4 protein-coding genes and 1 pseudogene are annotated in these 20141 nt (G+C 61.2%); 3 read left to right on the top strand and 2 right to left on the bottom strand.

The window, feature by feature from the left end; all coding sequences use genetic code 11:
• Positions 1-259: 259 nt before the first annotated feature.
• On the top strand, positions 260-1075 hold the full coding sequence (locus QQJ86_RS10105; protein ID WP_284320813.1) for a sulfotransferase family protein: 816 nt from the start codon (positions 260-262) through the stop codon (positions 1073-1075).
• A gap of 63 nt (positions 1076-1138) precedes the next feature.
• Complete coding sequence (locus QQJ86_RS10100) at positions 1139-16927, top strand: autotransporter-associated beta strand repeat-containing protein (protein WP_284320812.1); 15789 nt, start codon at positions 1139-1141, stop codon at positions 16925-16927.
• Positions 16928-17079: 152 nt separating this feature from the next.
• On the opposite strand, the gene QQJ86_RS10095 is transcribed toward QQJ86_RS10100, so the two are convergent.
• Positions 17080-17676 carry a hypothetical protein gene (locus tag QQJ86_RS10095; RefSeq protein WP_284320811.1) on the bottom strand — a complete coding sequence of 199 codons (597 nt, stop codon included), beginning with the start codon at positions 17674-17676 and terminating at the stop codon, positions 17080-17082.
• Between the two features lie 226 nt (positions 17677-17902).
• On the opposite strand from QQJ86_RS10095, the pseudogene QQJ86_RS10090 reads away from it, so the two are divergent.
• Positions 17903-18103, top strand: a pseudogene (locus QQJ86_RS10090) (integrase core domain-containing protein); the annotation flags it as partial.
• Between the two features lie 1528 nt (positions 18104-19631).
• Here the strand turns inward: QQJ86_RS10090 and QQJ86_RS10085 are convergent.
• The gene (locus tag QQJ86_RS10085; protein ID WP_284320810.1) at positions 19632-20105 is read right to left on the bottom strand and encodes a helix-turn-helix domain-containing protein; all 474 of its coding nucleotides are present in this window, start codon (positions 20103-20105) and stop codon (positions 19632-19634) included.
• Positions 20106-20141: the final 36 nt, after the last annotated feature.

Raw genomic sequence — 20141 nt, 5'->3', positions numbered from 1 at the left:
CTTCCGATGACCGCACGCGATCTCAAAGGGACGTCATTTTGCGACCCGGCGGGTAGCCGCGCCTGTAGCGTCTTTGTTCTACAGACAGCCCTGCGCGCTGTCCTCACGATACCCAGCCATGGCCGAGCGCTCCCACCTTGCGCTCCTATTTTGCAGAGGCAACTCGTGAACCGCGTCAATCGCCCGGTCCGGATTGCCACGCTGCAAGGGTGGGTAGCCGTCACCGAATAACGCTCTACTGCTATCCACAGGGGAAACCATGCATCGCCGCATCCACTTCATCTCGGGCCTACCAAGGTCCGGGTCTACGCTGCTATCTGCCTTGTTGCAGCAGAACCCGCGCTTTCATGCAGGCATGAGCGGTCCGGTGGGCGGCATGTTCACCACGCTGCTCCACGAGTTGAGCGGGCAAAACGAGTTCTCGATGTTCATCAATGATGCGCAACGCCAGCGCATCCTGCGGGGGCTGTTTGCCAACTACTACGACGGCGAAGTGGACGCCGAAGTGGTGTTCGACACCAGCCGCGTGTGGTGCATCCGATTGCACGCATTGAAAACGCTGTTTCCCGAAGCACGCGTCATCGCCTGTGTGCGGGACACCGGGTGGATCGTCGACAGCATCGAGCGGTTGATCCGCAACAACGCGTTCCAGCCTTCTTCGATTTTCAACTATCAATCCGGCGGCACGGTGTATTCGCGCACCGAAGGCTTGGTCAATGGCGATGGCATGGTGGGCTATGCCTACAACGCGCTGAAAGAAGCGTACTTCGGCGAAGACACCGACAACCTGATGCTGTTGCAGTACGACACGCTGGTGAACGATCCCGCGCGTGCACTGGCCGCGGTGTACGACTTCATCGGCGAGCCTCTCTACGCGCACGATTTCGAACGCGTCAGCTTCGACGACAAGGGCTTCGACAAGCGTGCCGGCACGCCGGGCTTGCATCAGGTCCGTTCACGTGTCGGCGCGACCGCGCGGCAAACCATCTTGCCGCCAGATCTGTTTCGCCGCTTCGAAAACGATTCGTTCTGGCGCGATCCGCAGCTCAATCCGCGCGGCGTGCGCATCGTCTAGGGCACGCCGTCCTCGCGCCACTCTTTTGTCCCCGCCACCTCGCCAGATCCCAGGGATCGCGTCATGAACCGCATCTATCGCCTCGTTTGGAACCGCGCCCTACGCGTCCTGCAAGTGGCTTCTGAACTCGTTCACTTACCACAAGGCGGCATGGTGCGACGGGAAAGCCTGCCATCCTTAGGCGCAAAACGCCCGCTCGCCTTGGCTTGCAGCATCGCCTTGCTCGGCATGATCAGTGTGGCCACTCCGATGCAAGTGAAGGCCCAAAGCACAGGCGGCAACGGAGGCGGTCAGCGTGGTGGGAATGGTGGCGCTGGAGGCACACCGACTAGTGCCCCAGGCAGCGGCGGTAACAACAGCTTCTTGCCTTACGGCGGCGGCGGCGGCGCGGCGGGCCAAGCCGGCGCCCGTGGCAGCTACTTTTCCAGTCAAACGAGCCCCAGCGTCGCCGGTGTAGGGGGCGGGGCTGGTACGACCACGGCCACCGTTGGCGCCGGTGGCAGCCTTCCCACCACTTCGCTCACCGGTGGTGCTGGCGGCAACGGGGCCACCGGTTCCAGCTTTATTGCCACCGTACGCGGGGGGTACACAGTCCCTGGGGCTGGTGGCGGCGGCGGTGGTGGCGGCGGCGGAACCGCATTGGCCATCACAGGCACCAATGCGAGCTATCAGACTGGCGCTGGCCAGGTCATCCAAGGTGGTACCGGTGGCAATGGTGGTCGTCTATGGGGCGCACGCTACTTAAGCGGCGGCGGCGGCGGCGGCGCTGGCGGTACGGGCGTTTCACTCTCGTCCGGCGTCGTATTTGGCAATGCCGGTACGGTTATGGGTGGGAATGCCGGCACCGGCGGCGCCGCCGCGAACGGTGGTGCCGGCGGAGTGGGCGTTATCGCCGCCTCGTATTCCACAGTCTCGAATACAGGCACCATCCAAGGTGGTATCGGTGGCGGTGGTGGTGCTGGCCACTTAACCAGCGGCACCGGCGGCAATGGTGGCACGGGCGCGAGCTTGGCCTCGGGTATCACGCTTACCAACAGCGGCTCGATCAGTGGTGGGAGCAGCACCGCCACCAGTGCCGGCTGCCCATACGGCGGATGCCTCGCTGGCGCAGGCGGCGCCGGGGTGATGGCGGACAGCAATAACACCATCATCGACAGCGGCAGCATCTCGGGTGCGGCGGGTGCTTACGCTATCGACCTCACGGGCAGTAGCAACACGGTCAAGCTGCTGAGCGGCTACAGCCTCATCGGAAATATTTTTTCGACTCGAGGCAACGGCAACATTCTCGATCTGGATGGCAGTGCCAATGCGAGCTTCAACGTCGCCCTCGTTTCGGGCGGTTTTGATAGTTACCAAAAAAATGGTGCGAGCACCTGGACATTGACAGGTACTAGTAGCCTACCCATGTCGTGGGTGATCAATGCAGGGATGTTGTCCATTTCGGCCACCGGCTCACTGGGCTCAAGTGCCGGTACGGTCACCCTCGATGGCGGGACGCTACAAACGACTGATGCCAACCACACGCTTTCGCAGGCGCTTCTGGTCAGCCCTTCAGGGGGCACTCTTTTAGCAAGCAACGGCTTGATCCTCGCCGGTCAGTCCACCGGTTCGGCGGTGGGTTCGTTGACGCTGAATGTCACGGGGAATGTGAACCAAACCGCTGGCGCCATCCAACTTGCCGGTTTGACGGGCAATGTCAGCGGCAGCGTGACGCTGGACGAAGTCGCCAACCAGATAAGCACACTGGGTACGTTCAACTCAGGCGACTTCACGTTGGCGGACGGCAGCTCACTGACGATTACCGGAACGGTTACCAATGGGAGCACAGCCAACTCGATCTCAACCCTCGGCACACTTTCGGAAACAGGTACCGGCTCCCTCAACGGGGGAAGCTACAGCTTCTCTGCAACCGGGGACATATCGCTAACCGGAAGAAACAATAATTTTTCCACGCTCGCCAGCGCTTCTTCGAGCAGCGGCAATTTCACTTTGTACGACACATGGGCACTTGCCATCACCGGTTCGGTTGCCGCTCAAACGGCCAACTTTACGGACGGCCAAGGCATCACCGTGACCGGCTCCATTGCCACTACAGGCAGCACGGGCACGACGATCACCGCCGGTACCGTCCTGCAGATCGGCGCCGGTGGCAGCAGCGGAACCATCAGCGGCAATGTCATCGCCAACGGGGTGCTGGATTTTGACCGAACCGATACGGTGAATTTCGCTGGCGCCATTTCGGGGTCGGGTGCGCTGACCCAACAAGCCGGCACGCTCATCCTGACCGGCACCAACAGCTACACCGGCAGCACCACGATCAGCAACGGCACGCTGCAAATCGGAGATGGCGGTACCAGCGGCTGGATTGCGGGCAACGTGACCGACAATGGCACGCTGGTCTTCAATCGTAGTGATGCGGTCAGCTTCACCGGCACGATCCTCGGCGGAGGTGCACTGGTCCAAGCCGGCAGCGGCACGTTGATACTCGACAACACCTATTACACCGGCGGCACCACGATCAGCGCCGGCACGCTGCAGATCGGTGACGGCGGTACCACAGGCTCGCTCACCGGCGACGTGATCGACAACGGCACGCTGGCCTTCAATCGTAACGATGCGATCAGCTTCAGCGGCACGATCACAGGCAGCGGCGGATTGGTCCAGGCCGGCAGCGGCACGTTGACGCTCAACAGCGCCGACACCTACACCGGTGGCACCACGATCAACGCTGGCACACTGGCACTGACAGGCTCCGGTAGCGTGAGCGGCTCGTCGGACATCAACGTTGCCAATGGTGCGACCTTCGATATTTCCGGCAGCACCAACCCCGTCTCCGTTGTTTCGCTCGATGGCGACGGCAGCGTCAATCTCGGCAGCCAGACGCTTACCCTCTCCCGTGCCAGCGGCACCTTCGCAGGCGTGATCGGTGGCAGCGCTGGGCTGATTTTGCAAGGTGGCAACGAAACGCTCGCCGGCAACAATACCTACACCGGCGGCACCACGATCAGCAGCGGCACGCTGCAACTCGGCAATGGTGGTACCACTGGCTGGATCACCGGCGACGTGATCAACAACGGCACGCTGGTCTTCAATCGTAGCGACGCGGTCAGCTTCACCAGCGCAATCACGGGCAACGGCGCACTGGTTCAGGCCGGCAGCGGCACGTTGACGCTCAACGGTACGTACGGAGGCTCGACCAAAGTACGGCAAGGCACGTTGATCCTGGGCGACGCCTCACATGCCACGGCTTCGATCGCAGGCGACGCACAAGTGGACACAGGCGGCACGCTGCGCGGTTTCGGCACGATCGGCGGCAACCTCAGCATGCTGACTGGCGCCACCCTATCGCCGGGCGATACCACGACAGCCATCGGCACGCTTACGGTTTCCGGTAATTTCACCGCGGCCCAGGGCAGCGTGCTCAATCTCAGTTTTGGTGCACCGGGCGCAAACTTCCAAACCTCCGGACAAGGCAGCCGCATCGTCGTGGGCGGCAACCTGATATTGAATGGCGTCACGCTCAATGTCAGCGATGCGGGCGGCATGGGGCCGGGCATGTACAACGTGTTCACCTATACGGGCACGTTGAGCGAGAGCCATGGCGGTATCACGTTGGGCAGCACGCCCGCGGGTCAAAACCTCGCGATTCAACAACTCGCCGCCAGCAAGCAGATCAATCTGATCGACGCCACCGGCTTCACGCTCGATTTCTGGAATGCCAATGGCCAAGCCAGTTCAACGACCATGGGCGGCGGCAGCGGCACGTGGTCGGCCACGGCGTCGGTGTGGACAGATACCAATGGTGATGTCACTGCGTCGATGGCGCCACAGCCGGGCTTTGCGATCTTCGGCGGTGCATCCGGTGCGGTAACAGTGGATAACAGCGCGGGCAGTGTCAGCGTTACCGGCCTGCAGTTCGCCAGCGATAGTTACAGCTTGAGCGGCGACACGTTGACGCTAATCGGCAGTGGCGGCACGGCACCGGTGATCCGCGTCGGCGATGGCAGCAGCGCGGCGAGCGGCATGACGGCGACGATAAGCAACGTTATCGCCGGCAGCAGCGGCATCAACAAAACCGATCTCGGCACGTTGATTCTTACTGGCACAAATACCTATACCGGCGGCACCACGATCAGCGGCGGTACGTTGCAATTGGGTAATGGCAGTACTACGGGTTCCATCATCGGCAATGTGGTGGACAACGGCACGCTGATCTTCAACCGCAGCGATGCGGTGACGTTCGGTGGCGCGATTTCCGGCAACGGTGCCTTGGTACAGCAAGGCGGCGGCACGTTGATTCTCGCCGGCACCGATACATACACCGGAGGCACCACGATCAACGCAGGCAGTTTGCAGATCGGCAACGGCGGCACGGCCGGTTCGATTACCGGCAACGTGGTCGACAACGGCACGCTGGTCTTCAATCGCAGCGATGCCGTCACGTTCAGCGGCACACTTAGCGGCAGCGGCGCGCTGGTACAGCAAGGCAACGGCATGCTGATCCTCACTGGTACGGATACCCATACGGGTGGCACCACCATCAGTGGTGGCACGCTGCAGATCGGCAACGGTGGTTCGACCGGTTCGATCTTCGGTAACGTGATTGATAACGGCGCGCTGATATTCAACCGCAGCGGTGTTGTGCTTTTCGATGGCGCGATCAGCGGCACGGGTTCGTTGACGCAATCCGGCAGCGGCACCTTGATATTGACCGCTGCAAACAACTACAGCGGCACCACCACGATCAGCGGTGGCATATTGCAAATCGGCAACGGCGGAACCGTAGGCGGTATCGGCAACATTCTCGACAACGCCACACTGCAGTTCGACAGCAGCAACAACATCACGCTTAGCGGAGTGGTTTCCGGGAGCGGTTCGGTGGTGCAAGCTGGCACCAGCATCCTCACGCTTACCGGTGCCAATACCTTCACCGGCGGCGTAGCAGTCAAAAGCGGCACCCTGCAGTTGGGCGATGGCATAACCAGCATCAGCCTGATCGGTCACTCCGGTAGCTATGCCGCCAGGGCATACGGCACCGGGACGCTGAATATCGCCACGCGCGTGAGTGTGACCGGCTATAGCGGACGCAACGGTGCCACCGGTTATCAAGGGACGAACTACGCGTTCGCTAACGGTTACAAGTACGGAGGCAGCAGCGGCGGTGCCGGTGCAAATGGCGGAGCCGGCATGGCCGGCGTGTTCGCCGGCGGTAACGCCCACATCACGCATGCCGGCACTATCAACGGCGGCAACGGCGGAAATGCCGGCTTCGGTGGCAACGGCGGCAACAACAGCCAAGGTAATGGCTACAGCGGAGGCACGGGTGGCGTCGGCGGCACCGGTGGTGCCGGCATTCTGGTCAACGGCGCCATGACCCTTGGCAACACCAGCAGCATCAGCGGCGCTGCTGGCGGCATAGGTGGTGATGGTGGCAGAGGTGGCTACGGATTTGGTTACGCGGGTCGTACCGGCAACGGTGGTAACGGTGGCGACGGCGGCACGGGTGGAGCTGGCGGTGCAGGTATTTTTGCCACCGGCAGCGTCGCGTTCTCCAACACCGGCACCATCAGCGGCGCAGCCGGCGCACATGGCGGTAGCGGCGGCTTCGGTGGTATCAGCTACTCGCACGTCAATGACACAGGTGGCACCGGTGGCACGGGCGCAACTGGCGGTGCGGGTGGCGCCGGTATTTTCGCTACCGGAAACGCCAGTTATGCCAATAGCGGCACCGTAAGCGGCGCTGCTGGCGGCAATGGCGGTATCGGCGGCAACGGCGGCAACGGCCCCATCGGTGGCGCCGGTGGCAGCGGCGGGAACGGTGCAAGCGGCGGCACAGGTATTTATGCGAGTGGCAACGCCACGTTTTCCAATCTCGCCACCATCACCGCTGGTACCGGCGGCAGTGGTGGTACGGGCGGCATGGGCGCGCTCAGCTATGGGAATGGGGGCAGTATCGGCCCGAGCGGGAATGGCGGTGTCGGTGGTCTCGGTGGCGCCGGCGGTACAGGCATTTTTGCTGGCGCTGGTGCAGCCATTACCAATGCCGGCAACATCAGCGGCGGTGCTGGTGGCCGCGGCGGTGAAGGCGGCGGCGGTGGCAACAGCTATGGCGGCGTGTCCGGAATCGGCGGCAATGGCAGCACGGGCGGCGCAGGCGGTGCGGGCATCGTTGGTGGCCTAGGCGCCACCATCGTCAATAGCGGCACGATCAGCGGCGGTGCGGGCGGCAGTGGCGGCAACGCCGGCAGCGGCGGGACGAATCTCAACCACTCCAGTGCACCTAACGGTAGTAGCGGTGTAGCAGGAAGTGTTGGCAGCGGCGGCGCGGGCGTGATTGGCCAAGGCAACGTCACACTCACCAACAGCGGCATCATCAGCGGCGGTTTGTACGGCGATGGCATAACACGCGCCGATGCCGTGGATTTCTCCGGTGGTGGCAACACGCTGCAGTTGCAGGCCGGTTTCACCTTTGTCGGCAACGTGGTTAGCAGCGGCGGTGACACACTGGCGCTCGGCGGCGACACCAATGCCAGTGGCGGTAACCGCTTCGACGTGTCGCAAATCGGTGCTGTCGGCAGCGGCCTGGAATATCAGGGTTTCAGCAGCTTCAAGAAAACCGGCGCCAGCACCTGGCTGTTGACCGGCACAGATACGAATAGCCTGAACTGGACCATCGATGCCGGCGTGCTCGCTGGCGATACCAACAGCGTGCAAGGCAACATCGTCGACGATGCGACGCTGAGTTTTGCGCAAACCTTCGATGGCGTTTATGCCGGCAGCATCTCCGGCAATGGCGCGGTGCTCAAGCAAGGGAGCGGCACGCTAACGCTCAACGGCAGCAACACCTACACCGGCTTGACCGACGTGCAACAAGGCACGCTGGTTGTGGGCGATGCCACGCATGCCACTGCTGCGATTACGGGCAATGCGCAAGTGGATACGGGCAGCACGCTGCGCGGCTTCGGCACCATCGGCGGCAACCTCCTCGTGCAAAGCGGCGGCATGCTGTCGCCGGGCAATGCCACAACGGCGATCGGCACGCTCACGGTGTCAGGCAGTCTTACGGCGGCGCAAGGCAGCGTGGTCAACATTGCGCTTGGTGCACCCGGCACGAACTTCAAGACACCTGGACAGAGCAGCAGCATCAAGGTCGGCGGCGATCTGGTGTTGAACGGCGTCACGCTCAACGTTAGCAATGCCGGCGGCATGGGGCCGGGGTTGTACAACGTGTTCACTTACGGCGGCACGCTGAGTGAGAGCAATGGCGGTATCACGCTCGGCACAACACCTGCCGGCGAAAGCTTGTCGATACAAACGCTCGCTGCCAGCAAACAGATCAATCTGATCGACGCAACCGGCCTGCAGCTCAACTTCTGGAACGCCAACGGTCAGGCCAGCGCGACGGCGTTGGGTGGCGGCAGCGGTATCTGGTCGGCGACCTCTGCGATGTGGACCGATGCCAATGCCGACGTCACCGCCGCGATGACGCCGCAGCCGGGTTTTGCGATTTTTGGCGGCGCATCCGGTGCGGTGACGGTGGATGGCAGCGCCGGCAATGTCAGCGCTTCCGGCATGCAGTTCGTCAGTGACGGTTACACATTGACCGGCGATACGCTGACGCTGATCAGCAGTGGCAGCACAGCACCGGTGATCCGTGTAGGCGACGGCAGCGGCGCGGCCAGCGGGATGACGGCAACGATCAACGATGTCATCGCCGGCACTAACGGTCTCAACAAAACTGACCTGGGCACACTGATACTTACCGGCACGAATACCTATACCGGCGATACCACGATCAGCGCCGGCACGTTGGCATTGGGCAATGGCGGCACCACGGGTTCCATCGTCGGCAATGTGCTCAACAATGGCACGCTGGTGTTCAATCGCAGCGATGCCGCGCGCTTCAACGGCACGATCAGCGGCAGCGGTTCGGTGGTGCAAAACAGCAGCGGCAGTTTGCTGTTCACCAGCGACAACAGTTACAGCGGCGGCACCACGATCAACGGTGGCATCCTGCAACTTGGCAATGGCGGCACCGCGGGTTTGATCACCGGTGACGTGATCAACAATGGCCGGCTGATTTTTAACCGTATCGATGCGATCGGCTTCAATGGAAACATGACCGGCAACGGCACCTTGGTGCAGCAAGGTACGGGCACGCTGATTCTCACCACCAGCAACAGCTTCAGCGGTGGCACGCAGATCAACAACGGCACCATCGCAGTAGGCAACAGCGGCGCACTGGGCAGCGGCAGTGTGAGCATGGCGACGGGCACGCAGCTAACCTTTATCGCGAATGGATTGACGCTGGCCAATAACGTCAATGTGACCGGTACGGCACGCTTCGATGTACTCAATGGCCAGAGCGCTACGCTCAGCGGTGTGATCGGCGACGGCATCAGCACCGGCAGCCTGCAGAAGATCGACAGCGGCACGCTGGTGCTTACCGGTGCCAACACCTATACCAGCGGCACGCTCATCAGCGGCGGCATCTTGTCGGTATCCAGCGACAGCAATCTCGGCGCCAGCACGGGTGCGTTGGTGCTGGGTGGCGGCACGTTGCAAATCACCGGTCATGCATTCACCAGCACCAGCCGCACGATCAGCCTTACCGCCCTTGGCAGCGGCCTTGACATCGCCGATGCCGCCAACACGTTCACGCTGAGCCAATCGATCTTCGGTAGCGGCGGTCTGGTCGTATCCGGTGCCGGCACGCTGCTGCTTACCGGCGCCAACACGTACGGTGGCGGCACCACGATCCAAGCTGGCAGCACGCTGCAACTTGGTGATGGCGGCTCGATCATCAATGGCATCACCGACAACGGCACGCTGGTGTTCAACCACAGCGATGCGTTGAACGCCGGCAATGCGATTTCCGGCAACGGTACGCTGATACAACAAGGCACCGGCAGCGTGACCTTGAGTGGCAACGACAGCGCCTTCACCGGCACCACTACCGTGGCGAATGGCACTCTGCTTGTCGGCGGCGTTACCAGCAGCAGTACTACGCTGGGCGGCAACGTGACCGTCAATAGCGGCGCCACGCTGGGCGGCTTCGGCACGATTGGCGGCAACGTCAACGTGCAAAGTGGCGCCGTCGTCGCACCGGGCGGTTCAAGCGGCACGTTGATGGTGAATGGCAATTTCACTGCCGCGCAAGGCAGCGTGTTGAACGAAACCTATGGCGCACCGGGCGTGAACTTCCAGACTTTCGGCAGCGGTGGCAGCCTGCGTGTGGGCGGCGATGTTGCACTCAACGGCGTCACGCTCAACGTCAACAATCTGGGCATGGGCGTGGGCATCTATAACGTGCTCAGCTATGGCGGCGCGTTGAGCAATGGCGACATCGTCCTGGGCAGCACGCCGGCTGGGCGCACGGTGTCTTTGCAGAATCTCACAGCAAGCAAGCAGATCAACCTGATCGATAGCACCGGCTACACCCTCAACATCTGGAATGCGAACGGGCAGACCTCTGCCACGCAATTGGGTGGCGGCGACGGTACCTGGTCCGCCATCTCGCCAACGTGGACCAATAGCAATGGCAGCGTGCCGAACTCGGCCATGCAACCACAGCCGGGCTTTGCCATCTTCGGTGGCGTACCGGGCACGGTGACGATCGACGCCAGCGCCGGCGCGGTCAGCGCTACCGGCATGCAGTTTTTTACCAACGGCTATGTGTTGAAGGGCGATGCGCTGAATCTGATCGCGCAGAGTAGCAGCAACTCGGCCACCATCAACGTGGGCGATGGCACGACCGCCAGTGCAAGCACTACAGCGACCATCAACAACGTAATGACGGGTAATTCCGGCCTGGTCAAGACGGATTACGGCACGCTGATCCTGGGTGGCATCAACACTTACTACGGCAACACCACCATCCAGCAAGGCACGCTGGCACTCGCCAACAACGGCAGCATCGCCAACACGTCGTACGTAGAAGTGGATAGCGGCGCCATCTTCGATATCAGCAATACCGCCCATGGCGCGTCGATTCCCTGGCTGCAAGGCAGCGGTACGGTAAGCCTGGGCACACAGACCCTCACCTTGACCAACGCCGGCCGGTTCGACGGCTTCATCCAGGGAAGTGGAGGATTGACCCTCACGAACGGCATCACGCAGCTCACCGGCTCCAACGCGTACACCGGCACCACCACCATCGGCGCGGGGGCTGAGCTGGACCTGCTTAATAACGGCAGCATCGTCGACTCCTCCGTCAATGTGCTTAGCGGCGGCACCTTCAGCCTGATCCTGACCAACACCGGCTCATCGATCGTTTCGCTGCAAGGCAACGGCTACGTGGACACTGGCTTGCCCTCGCAGACGCTGACGCTGAGCAACGCGGCCGACACGTTCAACGGCGTCATCGGCGGCTACGGCGCACTCGCTGTGTCGAGCGGTACGGAAACACTCACCGGCGCCAATACCTACACAGGTCTCACGACCATCAACGGCGGCACGCTTGCGCTGTCGGGCAACGGCAGCATCGCCGATTCCTACAGCGTGACGGTTAACAGCGGCGGCACCTTCGATATCAGCGCGACCAACAGTGGTGCCTCGGTCACTACGCTTGCGGGCAGCGGCAACGTCAACCTCGGCGCGCAGACGCTTACTGTCACCAACGCAAGCGGCCAGTTCTACGGCAGCATCAACGGCAGCGGCAACCTGACCGTGGATACCGGCACCCTGCTCCTTTACGGCGCCAACAGCTACACCGGCACCACCACCATCAACGCCGGCGCTGATGTGATTTCCGAGAACGCGCAGGCGCTGACCAGCACCACGGCATTCCACCTCAACGACGGCGAGCTGGACGTGATGAGCAGCAGCCTCACCACCTCCGCAGCGATGACGCTGGGCGCCGGCACCAACACCATCGGCGTCGCCGCACCCTACACGGTGCAACTGGATGGCCAGATCAGCGGCAGCGGCAACCTCGCCTTCACCGGCCTCGGCGGCGGCACTCTGATACTGACCAACGGCAACAACAGCTATCAGGGCGGCACCACGATAAGCAACCAGATGGGCGGTATCACCGTCGCCGAGGTGAAAGCGACAGGCGCGCTGGGCAGCGGAGACGTTACGGTAGGTTCGTCCAGCGCTCTCGACTTCATCGGCCCGAATGGCAGCATCGTCAGTGCGGGTTCGCGCACGATCAATGTCAGCGGTAATGCCTCAATAAGCTTCGGCAACAACACGTCGCTGGGATCGTCCATCATCAACATGGCAGCCGGCTCGTCGGGCACCATCGGTGGTGCCGATATCGGCACCGCTCAGCTCAACAACGCCGGCATGGTGATCGTGTCGGATGCCACAGCAGGCAACGCGGTGCTGACCAATGCCGCCAGCGGTACCACGCCGAGCGGGAGCCAGATCGGCAACCCATTCGCCTATACAGGCGGCGTGCTTGGATTCTTTGGCAACAGCGATATGGCGAATGCCACGGTGGTGAACAACACCGGCGGCGCCGTATTTCTCACTGGCGTCCTTGGCGATTCCGCCACCATCTCCATCGGCTCGCTCTCCGGCGGCGGCAACATACTGCTGGGCAGCAACGACGACGCCAACAACAATCCCCTGCCGCTAACGCTCACGCTTGGCGGACTGAACCATAACGACACGATCAGCGGCATCATCGACGATAGCTCGTTCAGCGGGCAAAGCATGGGCGATGGCCTGACCAAGATCGGCACCGGCACGTTGACGCTGACGGGCAACAACACCTACACCGGCGTCACGACGATCAGCAACGGCACGTTGCAGATCGGTAACGGTGGTACCAATGGTGCGGTGATCGGAAACATCACCGATAACGCAACGCTGGTGTTCAATCGCAGCGATGCCATGAGCTATGGCGGCACGATCACGGGCAACGGCTCGATCGTGCAGCAAGGCACCGGTACGTTGACGCTGGACGGCAACAACAGCGCTTTCACCGGCACCACGACAGTAGCTAACGGCAGCCTGATCGTGGGCAGCACGGTGGGTAACTCCGCGGTGCTGGGTGGCAACGTCATCGTCAACAGCGGCGCCACACTGCTCGGTCTTGGCACGATAGGTGGTGATGTCAATGTGCAAACCGGCGGCAGTGTTACGCCCGGCACTGCATTCGGCGTGCTGACCGTAAATGGCAACTTCAGCGCCGCGCAAAACAGCGTGCTGAACCTATCGTTCGGCGCGCCCGCGCTGAACTACCAGAGCTTCGGTAGCGGCACCAGCGTGATGGTGGGCGGCAATCTTACGCTCGATGGCATGACGCTCAATGTCACCGATGCCGGCGGCATGGGACCGGGCATCTACAACGTGTTCACCTATGCCGGCACGCTGAGCGAAACCAACGGCGGCATCACACTCGGCAGCACGCCAGCTGGTCAGACGCTGCAACTGCAGAACCTCACGGCGAGCAAGCAGATCAACCTGATCGATACCAGCGGCCTCACCTTGAATGTGTGGAACGCGAACGGCCAAGCCTCCGCAATGCGGATGGGTGGCGGCAGCGGTACCTGGTCCACCACGTCGCAAATGTGGACAGATACCAGCGGCGCGACACCGAACGTGGCGATGCAGCCGCAGCCCGGCTTCGCCGTGTTTGGCGGCACGGCAGGCACGGTGACGGTGGATGGCAGCAGCGGCCAGGTCAGCGCCGCCGGCATGCAGTTCGACGTTGATGGTTACGTGCTCACCGGTGACTCGCTGGCGCTGACGGGTAGCAGCGGCAGCGTACCGGTGATTCGCGTGGGTGATGGCAGCAGTGCCGGCGCTAGCATGACGGCCACCATCAACAACGTGCTCACCGGCAGCGATGGCTTGGTAAAAAGCGATCTCGGCACGCTGGTGCTTGCGGGTAATAACACTTACACCGGTGGCACCACGATCAGCGCTGGTCGCTTGCAAATCGGCAACGGTGGCAACACAGGCGCGATAGTCGGCAACGTCATCAACAACGGTGCACTGCTGTTCGACCGCAGCGATGCTGTCAGCTTTGGCGGTGTGGTATCGGGCAGCGGTTCGCTCAGCCAGATCGGTGCGGGCAGCGTGACGCTCACCGGCGCCAACACCTATACCGGCAGCACGTCGATCAGCGCGGGCACGTTGGCCTTGTCGGGTAGTGGCAGCATCGCCAGTTCCAGCAATGTCAGCATCGCCAGTGGCGCAAATTTCGATATCAGCGGCAGCAGCGGCGCTGTATCGATAGTGTCGCTAAGCGGCAATGGCGATGTGAATCTTGGCAACCACACGCTTGCCCTCATCCAGGCCAGCGGACATTTCGGAGGTGCGATCAGCGGCAGCGGCGGCCTGATGCTGGCCGGCGGCAGCGAAACACTGGCCGGCACCAACACGTATACCGGCGCGACCATCATTGCCAGCAACGCCACCCTGACACTGACCGGCACGCTGGCGACATCCAGCAACGTAATCAACCACGGCACGCTCGATCTATCCGCCAGCACGGCAAGCGTGGCGATGAACAATCTCAGTGGCGATGGCGTGGTGGCGCTTGGCAACAACTCACTGAACTTGGACAACATGAGCGGTCTTTTCAGCGGCGTGATCACCGGCAACGGTGGCCTGATGCTGACCGGCGGCAGCGAAACGCTTAGCGGCAACAACACGTATCGCGGCGGCACGACGATCGACCACAGCGTGTTGTCGGTCTCCAGCGATGCCAATCTTGGTGCGGCCAGCGGTGGCTTGAGCCTCAATGGCGGCACACTGGCCATCAGCGGCCATGCATTTACCAGCACCGCGCGTGCCATCACGCTGGGCAGCGGTGGTGGCAATCTGGATATCGCCGATACCGCGAACAGTTTCACACTCAGCACGGCACTGAGCGGCAGTGGTGCGTTGACCAAGTCCGGCGCAGGCAGCCTCGTGCTCACGGGTAACAACAGTTATGGCGGCGGCACCACCATCAACGCAGGCAGCTTGCAGATCGGGAATGGCGGCACCACGGGTTCGATAACAGGCAATGTCGTCAACAACAGCGTGCTGATCTTCGACGGCAGCTATGCAGCGAGTTTCAGCGGCGCGATTTCCGGTAGCGGTTCCTTGACCAAAGAAGGCACCGGCACGCTGACATTAACGGGTGCAAATAGTTATACCGGCGCTACCACCATCAACGCCGGCAGCTTGGTGGCTGACAGCAGCAGTCTGGCCAGTGCGGTCACCGACAACGCGGCCCTGGTTTTCAACCAGACCAATAACGGCACTTTCAGTGGCGCGATTGACGGCAACGGCACGATCACCAAGACGGGTGCAGGCCTGCTGATTCTGGATAGCCACAGCAGCAGCTTTACCGGCACCACCACCGTGCAGAACGGCACGCTGGAAGTCGGCGATGCAGCTACACCTTCGGCCTACCTTGGCGGTAACGTCACGGTGAACAGCGGTGGCGTACTGCGCGGCCATGGCACGATCGGCGGCAACGTGAGCAATAGCGGCACGGTATGGGCGGGCGGCTCGATCGGCACGCTCACCGTGAATGGCAACTACGTGCAAAGCGCCAACGGCGTATTGGAAGTGGAAGCCACGCCGGATGGACAGGCCAGCCTGGTGAACGTGAGCGGCACCGCCAACTTGGCCGGCAGTGCACTGGTGGTGGCCGATAGCGGCAACTGGCTGCCGCGCACTCAATACACCATTCTTACCGCAGCAGGTGGCGTGAGCGGACAGTTCGCCTCCGCCAGCAGCAACTTCGTATTCCTGACACCGACATTGAGTTACGGCAGCAACGATGTGAGCTTGACGCTGCAGAGGAACAACATCGATTTCAACGCGGTGGCGAAAACACCCAACGAATTCGCGGTGGCGACCAGCCTCAACAAACTGAGCTATGGCAACGTCATCTACAACGCGCTGTTGCTGTCGAACGCCGATACGGCGCGCAAGGCCTTCGATCAGATGAGCGGCGAAATCCATGCCTCCATTCGCACCGCCATCATGGACGACGAACGCAATCTGCGCGATGCCGTGACGAATCATCTCTTGAATGGAGCGCAAGATAGCGGCAGCCAGACCGGCGTGATGGACAACGGCGTCACCGTATGGACAACAGCGACGGCCCGCGGCGGCAACCATCAAGGCGACGGCAATGCATCCACACTCGATGCCAATGGCAGCAGCACGCTGCTGGGCATGGACGCACCCATCGGCGACGTCACGCATATCGGTGGCGTATTCGGCACAGGCAATCTTTCCGACAGCGTCGGTGCACTGGCTTCTTCCGCACACGTGCATGCCCGCCACGCCGGTCTATACGCCAGCGTGCAAACAGGCCATTTCCAGCTAATGAGCGGTGCGTTCTACGGCTGGCAGAACATAAACACCGATCGCCACTTCAGCTTCCCTGCCGCAGCCGGCATCGCCAACAGCCAATCCCACGGCAACACCGTGCAAGCCTATGTGGATGGCAGCTATGTGTTCACGCTGAGCCACGGCACGCTGGCGCCGTTCGTTGATCTGGCGGCGCAGCGCCTGCACACCGACACCTTCGCCGAAACCGGTACCGCCGCAGCGCTCACCGGCCATGCGCAAAGCAACACGCAAACCTACGGCACGCTTGGCTTGCGCGGCGCGCTGCAGCTCAATCCACAGGACACCGTGCAAGCGCATGCAAGCCTGGGTTGGCAGCGTGCTTGGGGCGACACGCGTTCTGCCGCCACTATGCAGCTGCTCAGTGGTAGCGATGCCTTCACGGTGCAAGGCGTGCCGGTAGCGCGTAATGCCATGGCCATTACGGCGGGGTTGCGCATCCTCGCCACGCCGAAGCTCTCACTGGATGCAACCTACAACGGACAGTTTGCTCAACGTGTCAACGATCAGGCTGCGCATCTCAGCCTTACTTACTCGTTCTAAACCGATGTGCGCGCTGGTGGGACAGGTGTAGAAGCTGATGAGCCGGCTATAGATGGCTTAGCCGATTATTTAGAAAACTAGTTCAAATAAGTATCCCCCGACAAAGCCGGGGGATACCATCAGGTATTAACTGCGGTAACTTCGCTTTCCCCTCATGTTCTAGGACCAAGCGCCATCGCATATTCTTCGCCATGAATCCTTTGGCCCCGGCCGTCCGCGTCGTAGATGGCAGATTTCCCGATCGACCAATCCTTTCCATCCCACCAGAAAAACGCAGTAACGTTCAGACCTCTATCAGCGGGGTCATACGTTTTCTGAAATAGCGGCAGATCCCATCCCGTCAAGTTTTTTTCCTGCTTGTAGCTAGCATCGTGCGCAAACTTCGTGTCGGCCTTTTTGCCCTCTTTGATGCCAAGCGCACACCCGCCAAGCTTGCTCGTAAATACGAAAAACGGAATTGTGCGGGCCTTAACCTCGAAGGTTTTGAATGTGCCAGGACTGTAAGGAAGCCATACACCTTCGATACGCTTAGAAAAAAAGCCTCCGGCTCTACCTCGATTCGTCATATGGTTGAGGACCAAGACCGTACCCGAAAATCCGGACCCGTTCACTTCCCTCAAATCGAATGGGCCATCCTGGCGCACGCCCCAAAAGCCGACGCCATCTAGGTGATGCGGAACAAGAATGGTTTTGTTGTTCGAATAGCCCACCGGATCAGCAATAAACTCACGATTGCAACCCCCTGACATGTTTGCCTCCTGCTCTATCGCGATGAATGAATTAATCCTGCGTCATCTTGGAGATCGCCTTATATGCCGTCAAGGAACCTTATTCGCTGAGGACTTGATCCATTTCGACTCGCACTCACCTTGGCATCACCCAATGCGTCACCTCTGAACCTAGCGGCTGAGCGGTCGCTGTCCGACGTACATGCCCCGTAAGCGCACCGAATCACAGCAAGTGAGCATGACCCGGTTGACCAAGGTGATTCGCAGCGACAACGGCACGGAGTTCTGCGGTAAGACCATGGCCACCTGGGCACACGAACGCGGCGTGCTGCTTCGTTTGATTGAACCCGGCAAGCCAAACCAGAACGCCTGCATCGAATCGTTCAACGGTCGTTTCCGCGATGAATGCCTCAACGAACACTGGTTTCCCAGCTTGCTGCGTGCACGCGTTGCACGAGGCCACCCGCTACCCGAGGTGGCAATGGCGGTATATAGACGAGTTGATGGGGTGGCTACCTCATCGGAGTTATTGTGCCATCCCACCCCGTCTCGCACGCTGCCCTTGCCGTGCAATGTCTGCATCGCACGGATTTCCCGTTCATTTCGAGCGCCCGCTTTCAACCGCAGCACGCGGCGAATGCGGCGCATCTCTTGCATGAAAGAAGGGGGTTACGTGAAAAAGAACGCTTCGTCTTCAATCGAACAATCCTTCGTGGTCGTGCTGCCTGATGGCACTGCTGCGATCTATGACCGCCCATTGATCGCCACCATCCAGCACGGGCCCACCCACGAGAACATTTCGCTCACGACAGCTCACCTCGGCGCCAAGAAAATCAGCCACATCGGTGAAATCGGCATGGCAACGCCCAAGGCTGTACTGCTACCGACGTCGTCAAGCATGGATGCTTTGGATAAAGATAGCCGTGTGCAACTGCGAGCTATGTATGACGCCGGCGTCGCCATCGCGACTCCCTCGGCCCATGCGGAGTACCTGCTGGACACCCTGGGTGAAAGCGGAGCAAGGGGGAGCGCTCCTACAAGCCAGCATGCCTTGTTCGCTACGCGGGGCGGATCTTCGGCTCAACAAGCTTTCCTCGCACTCGATGATTCAGCTGCCGAATCCTTTCCTTTTAGTTCTCACGTCGAGTCGTTCATAGATTTTCTCTATGCGGAAACCAGAAACAACGTGCCATACCCACAGGTCCTGGTAGCCGACGACGCCAGTGCACCGCAGGGGCCGTGGACGAGCCGCGCCGCTGATCTAAAGTGGCAATACGCTGGCAAGGGTGGCACCGGACAGTTATGGGTCAACGGCTATCAGCTCAATCCGCTTGAGAAACATCCGGCGCACAAAGACTTCAACTATTTCTTGATAGTCATGCAGGTGGCGCAGGGAAATATCAGCTATGTGCAGAAATGCGACGAGGTTGGCTACTACTGCCAGAAGGAGAATGTCGTCGTAACTGCCGCAGCTGGGCAGGACATCTATGAGTATGGCCCGAACTCCACGATTGGCACATCGACCGTGAGTTTCTCGATTGGCGCGAGCCTGCAGGGTGCTGTTTCCGAAAAGGATGGCGCTTCGGGCGGCGCTGGCGTGAGCGCCGAGTGGGGCGTGAGCTACTCCGCGCCCGATACCACTTTTACGGTCACCCCCTACTATCCCAACGACCCGAAGGCCTGTGCCAAGGTGGAGTACGTCGTAGACCTTCCGGGCGTTGGGTTCCAGTCGCCAGGCATACCGGCCAACCCAAAATTTGCCTCCAAGGGGTACTCATGGACTGCGGCCCTGGTGATCCGCGCCAAGAAGGGCGAGAACGCCAAAGGCGTGATCGACATAAAGATCAATTGGGACAAAGACAAGCCTCGAGGCATCGCATCTTCCAAGGATCAATGGGTGGGCACCTATGCCTTCAGCTTTCCGCCCGGCTCCTGATTACTTGTACGTGCCCGCGCAATACTTTGCGCGGGCAGCGCTATCGCATCGACCGATCGCGTAGCACAGGTGCATGCGTTGAGCCTGGAGGGGAATGAATCGCCCCTGCGTCGAGACCAAGCATGCAACGGATCACCCTCGCCATGCCCTGGGCACCGAGGCGATCGGACGAGTTGACCCGATGCTTGCGCACCGTGGACGGACTGATGCCGAGACGCCTCGCAATCTCCTTACTGGTCAGTCCGTCGGCGACGAATGCCATGACTTGCCGCTCACGTCGACTCAACGCGACAGGCGCCGCACGATCCAGCACATCATTTGACGCCAAAGACACCCTGATGGCATGCGCCACGAGCTGCACCGTGCTATGCAGCCCGAGCTTGCCGAGTATGTTTCCGCGATGCTTGCGCACCGTGAACGTCGCAATGTCCAACGCTACCGCAATTTCCCGGCATCGCATGCCCCGACCAATCAGAGTCAGCACCTCCCTCTCCCTGGGCGTCAGCGAAGTCACATGCAGTCCATGCGATTCGTATGGGCAAATGGGCGC

The sequence above is a fragment of the Dyella acidisoli genome (assembly GCF_030160295.1).
GTDB classification, from domain to species: Bacteria; Pseudomonadota; Gammaproteobacteria; order Xanthomonadales; family Rhodanobacteraceae; genus Dyella_B; species Dyella_B acidisoli.
The sequence above is the reverse complement of the archived record's forward strand: the minus strand, read 5'-3'. Positions and strand labels throughout refer to the sequence as shown.

Bases quoted from the DNA above. Each gene is read 5' to 3' on its own strand.
- QQJ86_RS10105 (WP_284320813.1), top strand. From the start codon at position 260: ATGCATCGCCGCATCCACTTCATCTCGGGCCTACCAAGGTCCGGGTCT.
- QQJ86_RS10100 (WP_284320812.1), top strand. From the start codon at position 1,139: ATGAACCGCATCTATCGCCTCGTTTGGAACCGCGCCCTACGCGTCCTG.
- QQJ86_RS10095 (WP_284320811.1), bottom strand. From the start codon at position 17,676: ATGTCAGGGGGTTGCAATCGTGAGTTTATTGCTGATCCGGTGGGCTAT.